Annotated in this window: 5 protein-coding genes; 4 read left to right on the top strand and 1 reads right to left on the bottom strand. The window is 36.4% G+C overall.

Annotated features, from left to right (window positions below; translation table 11 throughout):
* The first annotated feature begins 682 nt into the window (after positions 1 to 682).
* Positions 683 to 1,420 carry a Fic family protein gene (locus BGC07_RS18725; protein WP_069314580.1) on the top strand — a complete coding sequence of 246 codons (738 nt, stop codon included), beginning with the start codon at positions 683 to 685 and terminating at the stop codon, positions 1,418 to 1,420.
* Positions 1,421 to 1,535: 115 nt separating this feature from the next.
* On the opposite strand, the gene BGC07_RS18720 is transcribed toward BGC07_RS18725, so the two are convergent.
* The gene (locus BGC07_RS18720; protein WP_069314579.1) at positions 1,536 to 4,040 is read right to left on the bottom strand and encodes a protein kinase domain-containing protein; all 2,505 of its coding nucleotides are present in this window, start codon (positions 4,038 to 4,040) and stop codon (positions 1,536 to 1,538) included.
* A 423-nt stretch (positions 4,041 to 4,463) separates the two neighbouring features.
* Here BGC07_RS18720 and BGC07_RS18715 point away from each other — a divergent pair, with 423 nt between their 5' ends.
* From BGC07_RS18715 to BGC07_RS18705, 3 genes are read left to right on the top strand one after another with little or no spacing between them, the layout of a single operon-like run.
* Complete coding sequence (locus tag BGC07_RS18715; protein WP_069314578.1) at positions 4,464 to 5,108, top strand: AAA family ATPase; 645 nt, start codon at positions 4,464 to 4,466, stop codon at positions 5,106 to 5,108.
* Complete coding sequence (locus BGC07_RS18710; RefSeq protein WP_069314577.1) at positions 5,108 to 5,431, top strand: plasmid mobilization protein; 324 nt, start codon at positions 5,108 to 5,110, stop codon at positions 5,429 to 5,431. The genes BGC07_RS18715 and BGC07_RS18710 overlap by 1 nt, the downstream gene beginning before the upstream one ends.
* 27 nt (positions 5,432 to 5,458) lie before the next feature.
* Positions 5,459 to 6,523 (top strand): replication initiator protein A, encoded by a 1,065-nt coding sequence (locus tag BGC07_RS18705; RefSeq protein ID WP_069314576.1) that lies wholly within the window; start codon positions 5,459 to 5,461, stop codon positions 6,521 to 6,523.
* Positions 6,524 to 6,818 lie beyond the last annotated feature (295 nt).

Raw genomic sequence — 6,818 nt, 5'->3', positions numbered from 1 at the left:
ATTGTCCCGTTCTTCTGTTCTATTTTTATTGTTCCGTTTGTTGCGGAGTTATCACTGCCGCGCTATGTCAGATTATCATAATTTAAAAGGGTTTGGACCTTATTTTTGTGGGAAGCGCTAAAAAAATATTGCCTGACATAGCGCGGCAGTGAATCAAAAAATTTGACCCTTTTTTAGAGGCAAGGTATTCTGGGCGGACTAACTCTTTTTTTCATTTTCGAGTTCGGCAAAATGGACGTTCTACCTACAACGTAAAAAAGGTCGAGAACTGGAACGTAACACCAGATGTTTAGTGAAACCGGAACACGTTACACATACCGGATGTTTAGTGAGGAAACACGTGAAAACCAGACTAATACACTCTATGTATTTGCTGTCCCAAAGTATAAATTGGGCGTGATTTTGTGAAGCAGTCCGACAAAAACAACGAGAGGTTGGAACAGGGCGAGTCGGGAAATTAAGCCACCCGCAGCAATCATTAGATTGTCGTGAAATCTTACGAGAGTTTACTGGAAGTCGCTCACCAGGCACGATAACCCAAGGCAGATAAAGCGTGTGTTATAATGTATCCAATTGTTTTACTTTAGGTCGTCAAGTATGTGCGTAAATAAATATGATACTGACTTCTGTGCATGGGCGTCTGAAAATGCTGAACTGCTCAGACAAAAGAAGGGCACTTATTATGAATTTTGACTCCTTAGATCGTTTAAAGTTAAAACTAGACTCGTTTCGGCCACTTCCTCCTGAAGTAGTCAGCAACCTTCATGAAGACCTCATTTTGCGTTGGACGTATAACTCTAATGCTATTGAAGGTAACACGTTAACTTTACTGGAAACGAAAGTCGTTCTTGAAGGAATCACCATCGGAGGTAAAACACTACGAGAACATTTTGAAGCCATTAATCATAAAGAAGCAATTCTGTTTATTGAAGAGCTAGTGCAAAAAAATACAGACCTCAATTTACATGACTTAAAAGCAGTACACCAATTGATTTTAAAGGGCATTGACGATAAAAATGCAGGCCGCTATCGAACTGCCAATGTTATTATTTCCGGTGCAAGCCACACTCCTCCAGAGCATTATCAATTAGACGAAAAAATGGAGCAATTTATTGATTGGTATAAAACAGAAGGACAAAATCTGCACCCAGTGGAGCGAGCTGCACGAGTCCATATCGATTTTGTAGGGATTCATCCTTTCATTGATGGTAATGGCCGTACTTCTCGCTTGTTGACGAACTTTGAGTTGATGAAAGATGGGTATCCAGCGATCGTTATTCCTGTAGAAAAGCGTATTGAATACTATACAGCGCTTGATTTAGCGTGCGGACAAAGCAATTACGACTCCTTTATCAGCTTTATCGCTGTGTGTGTAGAAGATAGTTTTAAAAATTATTTCTATGCTTTGGGAGTAAGTTAGAGCGACTTATTGCAATCGACCTTAAAGCGCGTTATAAAAGGCGACTTGGCGCTTAGGAATTACAAACTCGGGAAATTACAGATTAGAGGGTGTATTTCCCTGACCGCTTACAAAACTAATTTTCTAGAACACGGGATATATTACAAGTAGTCTGCATAGCTTTATCAGCAGAAGCCATTTGGCTAAAAAATAGAAATAGTTTTTGACTAGTAGTTATGTTCATTTTTTCTTTATTTCTTATATAGCCCATCCCCATTCCTGCTTCGAAAATAGAGTTTGATGAAACTCTCATTACGTGACGGGAAAATTTTCCAAAGGTTGTGTAAGCATCCTCAAGATTAGATTCAGATAACAAACTCTTTTCATGTGTAGCAAGTTGTTCTCTGACCCATTGAGAAGAAAAAGTATCGTTTAACAACATAAGTGTATTAAAAGATAAGTTCATAACCTTCTTTTGATAAGAAGGGTAATACTTGCATAGATCAACTTCTCTAGTTTGCCCAAGAAAGCGTCGATTAAGTAAGCTCCAAGTACTTTCTATTTCGTCTTTTATAGTCTGTAAGCGCTGATAGTTGCCTTCAAATCTTTTAGGGTTATCCAGTACTCCTTCAACGTATTCTGCTTCGTTGAGTCCGAGTCTTTCTAAACGCCGATAGTTTTCATCGAATTGTTTAGGGTTCTTGAGTATTTCTTTGACGTATTCTCGTTTGTTGAGTCCGAGTCTTTCTAAACACCGATAGTTTTCATCGAATTGTTTAAGGTTCTTGAGTAGTTTTTTGACACATTCTCCTTGGCAAAGTCGGAGTTTTTCTAAACGCCGATAGTTTTCATCGAATTGTTTAGGGTTATCGAGTACTTTTTTAACGTATTCTGGTTCGTTGAGTCCGAGTCTTTCTAAACGCCGATAGTTTTCATCGAATTGTTTAGGGTTATCGAGTACTTTTTTAACGTATTCTTGTTGATGGAGCCCGAGTTTTTCTAAACGCCGATAGTTTTCATCGAATTGTTTAGGGTTATCGAGTACTTTTTTAACGTATTCTTGTTGATGGAGCCCGAGTTTTTCTAAACGCTGATAGTTGTCTTCAAATTCTTTAGGGCTCTTGAGTACTTCTTCAACGTATTTTGGTTCGTTGAGTTCGAAGTTATTAAGCGTTAAAAATTTATCTTTATGTTTTTCAAATTTATTAATCAAAGTAGGGTCATCGAGTACTTTTTTAACGTATTCTCGTTCGTTGAGTCCTAAGTTATTAAGCGTTAAAAATTTATCTTTATGTTCTTCAAATTTATTAATCAAAGTAGGGTTATCGAGTACTTTTTTGACGTATTCTCGTTTGTTAAGTCCGAGTCCTTTTAAGCGCTGATAGTTGTCTTCAAATTCTTTAGGGCTCTTGAGTACTTCTTCAACGTATTTTGGTTCGTTGAGTTCGAAGTTATTAAGCGTTAAAAACTTATCTTTATGTTCTTCAAATTTATTAATCAAAGTAGGGTTATCGAGTACTTTTTTGACGTATTCTCGTTTGTTAAGTCCGAGTCCTTCTAAGCGCTGATAGTTGTCTTCGAATCCTTTAGGGTTATCCAGTACTTCTTTAACGTATTCTCGCTGATGGAGCCCGAGTTTTTCTAAGCGTTGATAGTTTTCATCGAACTGTTCAGGGTTATCGGTTATTTTTTGGACATTTGCTGCCGAATACAGATCAAATTTCGCCAAAATTAGAAACGCGACGATATTAATAGCTTTACCAGCCTTTAATTTTCCATCAGATGTATCAAGAAACTCCCATTTAGATTTAATAGGGAAAACATCATTATAGCTTATTTTATCATAAGCTGGATTTCCTGGTGATGACTTATTATAGCTTAAAAAGTTATCGGGTAAGTAAATAGATCTTTTTAAAGCAAAAACATCATAAAACTCTTTTTTATCACCCACCTGTACAGGAAAATAAATTCGAGTACCTTTATAGCATTCAAGATTCCCGCTTAATTCTTCAGAAAGTCCATAATCAATTAAATGAATATCACCTTGGTCATCTATACAAAAATTTTCAGGCTTTAAATCTAAATGGGCGTATTTTATCCCAGATTGTGAATATGTACCTGCATGTAAGTGATGAACAGCTCGCGCCATTTTAATTGCTAGGTCATACTGTTGCTCTTCTGAAAGATCATTTTGCTGTAAATATTTATCAAGGGGAGTACCCAAAAACCGATAAACTTGATAATGTTTACTTTCATTTCTAAAAGCTCTTTTTTTAGCTTTACCTAAGTCATGAGCTATCTCACTTTCTCTAGAACCTCGAGGGTTTTTAGATGATTCTTTGATTGCCCACATTTGGCCATCTTTCGTTTGGCCAAAAGTAACTTCACCAAAACTTCCTTTTCCAAGCGCTCTACCGTTTGATTTTACAAAAATCTCACCATCAGCGCCTCTTAAATAACGGTGAGTAAGATAAACACTACGGCCTGTTTCAGGATCGATTAATGTGGTTCTTTTGCTGTGGCTTGGATGTATCTCAGTTCCTGGATGTTTTCCTAAATACCTCTCAACGACTCGCCATTCAGCAGCTTCTTGCTCTTCTGCTGTCCTTTCGTCTTGTGGCACCCATGTAACTTTTGGCATGTTTTTTAACCTTTAACCTTTAACCTTTAACCTTTAACCTTTAACCTCTAATAGAAGCGCTAAGGCAAAATAATTACCCAACCATTCAGCACCGGCACCAAATAGGTCTATTTTTTTAATAACTTAATGTTAGAATTAAAGGTCTGTTAGATTCTACTGAACTTATACTGATAGTAATGTGCAATACCTCGTGTACTGAAAGCATTTGCATTGAGGCATTTTATGCGTAAGTGTTTTATCGCCTGTGGAAATATCAGTATTTGAAACGAAAATCACCTTTGATAATGACGGTTATCGAAACATAACACCAAAAACAGCCTCTTTTGAGGCTGTTTCGCCCTCCACCATATAAAATTCATTTGATTTATTAAGTAAATCATACTAAGTTAAATGTAATACATTTGATACTTATTGAGATTCTTTATGATACTTCAGCTTTTCAGCACTAAGGGTGGTGTCTCCAAAACAACTATTGCTATTAATTTAGCAGCAGAGTATCTAAGGCAAGGCTTTTCAGTTGCTTTAGTCGATGGTGATCGACAAGGTTCTGCCCATACTTGGTCCCAACGCAGAGAACAGCTAGATGTAAAACAACCACACTCCATCCAAAAAACCGGACGCATAAATAAAACGCTAGCTGAACTGAACGAACAATACGACTTTGTCATAGTAGATACGGGAGGCTTCGATAGCCAAGAAATGCGTACAGGACTTATGGTCGCTGATATAGGCATAATTCCTTTCAGACCTTCACAAATGGACTTAGACGTTATCCCAAGGCTGTACGAATTAATTGAAGGAGCTAAGGACTTTAATGATGGTCTGCAAGTGTATGGTCTTCTATCCCTTGCTCCCACAAACGTATTAAACACCGAAATTAAAAATGCTAAACAAAAGCTAGCTGATTATCCAGAAATAGAAATGATTAACACAATCATTAGAGACAGAAAATCTTTTAGAGATTCAATTGAATACGGAGCAAGTGTTATAGAAATGGATGATCAGAAAGCAAAAGCAGAAATTCAAATACTCGCCAGTATGATTCAGAAAACAATGGAGACAGCATAATGGCAAAATTAAGTGTAGGAATCAAAGAGAATAATGATAATTCTTCAAGCGCGTCAACAGACTCTAAAACTAAAAAGAAAGCACTTAGTTCAAAAGCTAAAGCCTGGGCTGTAGGGAAAACTAATAAAGGAACTAGAACCAATTTACTAAGTGTTAGGTTAGATGATCTCGAAATGGAAAAACTTGAAAATAGTGCATATGAACTAGGCGTGAGTAAAGCAACCTATATAAGACTCGCGATTCTAGAAAAAGCAAAAAAAACAGTCAAAAGAAAGCATATGAAAAACAAACAAAACCAAATGTATTACATTATAATTCGTTAGACACACTTAAAATTAGGCTTTTATTTAATGACAATATCAAGCACACAGGACATCACAGAAAGACTTAACCTCATTAAACAAAGAAAACTAGGGTATCTAACGTACGAAGAATATTTAGCAGAGTTAGGCACCACTTTAAAAGAAGTTAAACCCATAGAGAAAACTGTAAAAAAATGGTATCGCTTAATACTAGAGATCGACCCGTCTAACAACACAGCCAGAAAACAACGAATTAAAGATCAGTCCATTCTTCTTCAAAATACAGGCTTTGACAATATCAATGGACTAGAGCTTACAAGTAACCATTGCAATAAAGCAGATGCTATACCTTTCCCCGATATAGCTGTAACAGGAGCACCAGCCCCTAACGCCTTAATAAGAAGCTCTGTCTTTGGAGTGGTAAAAAGAGGTGCACGAAAACAATACACAATACAAAACATAGAAGATAGTTGGCCAACACTAGCAAGCTGGAAAGATACTAAAATCCAGTTTTTAGGGTTTCAATTAGATCAAGCCGATTTGGATACTTGGTTATCTCTTATAGAGCTAGCGAAACAACATGGCTTCGGTGCTACTGTTTCAGCAACAGCATATGAAATATTAAAAATAAGTGGGAAAAAAGATACTGGGCAGACTAGAACATGGTTAACGGCCAGCCTAGATAGGTTATTTCTCGGAAGATTAAAAATTCAAATAAATAGTTGCTCTTACAGAGGATCTTTTATTGATTCAATCGCTGAAGATGGGTTAATTGGTAATGATGGGAAATATCATTTTACTTTGAACAAACGATTAATGGGGTTATTTAAATCTGGAACTACGGCATTGTCAATTGAGCACCGTCGTCAACTCAAAGGTGATTTGGTAAAGTGGCTTTCTAGCTATATAGCTTCTCACGCAATAACAAAATCAAAACCTCATAAAATCAGCATCAGCAAGCTTCAAAAACTGTGCGGAAGTGAATCACTATTAAAAAAATTCAAACAAAACCTTCAAAAAGCTACTGTAGCTCTTAACAATGTTGAAAAATACAAAACCTCTATAGAAAAGGGACAAACAAATGAAGATTTATTCGTAGTAAGAGTTCCATAACAAATCAGCCTTACAAAAAATACAGGTATATCAAGTACCAAATACCGAGATATCAAGTACCAGGTTACAGGTATATCAAGTACCAAATACCGAGATATCAAGTACCAATACCGAGATATCAAGTACCAAATTACAGGTATATCAAGTACCAAATTACAGGTATATCAAGTACCAAAAATGACTAAATAATCTTCTAAAGCCCTTTATTTGTAAAGCTTAGCTGCATCGCACAAAAATGCTATAATCTTTTATAATCTTTTATAAAAACACGCGCGCGAAAGAAATTATTTGTCTT

Origin of the sequence: Piscirickettsia litoralis (genome assembly GCF_001720395.1) — a bacterium.
Taxonomy (GTDB): Bacteria; Pseudomonadota; Gammaproteobacteria; order Piscirickettsiales; family Piscirickettsiaceae; genus Piscirickettsia; species Piscirickettsia litoralis.
The sequence above is the reverse complement of the archived record's forward strand: the minus strand, read 5'-3'. Positions and strand labels throughout refer to the sequence as shown.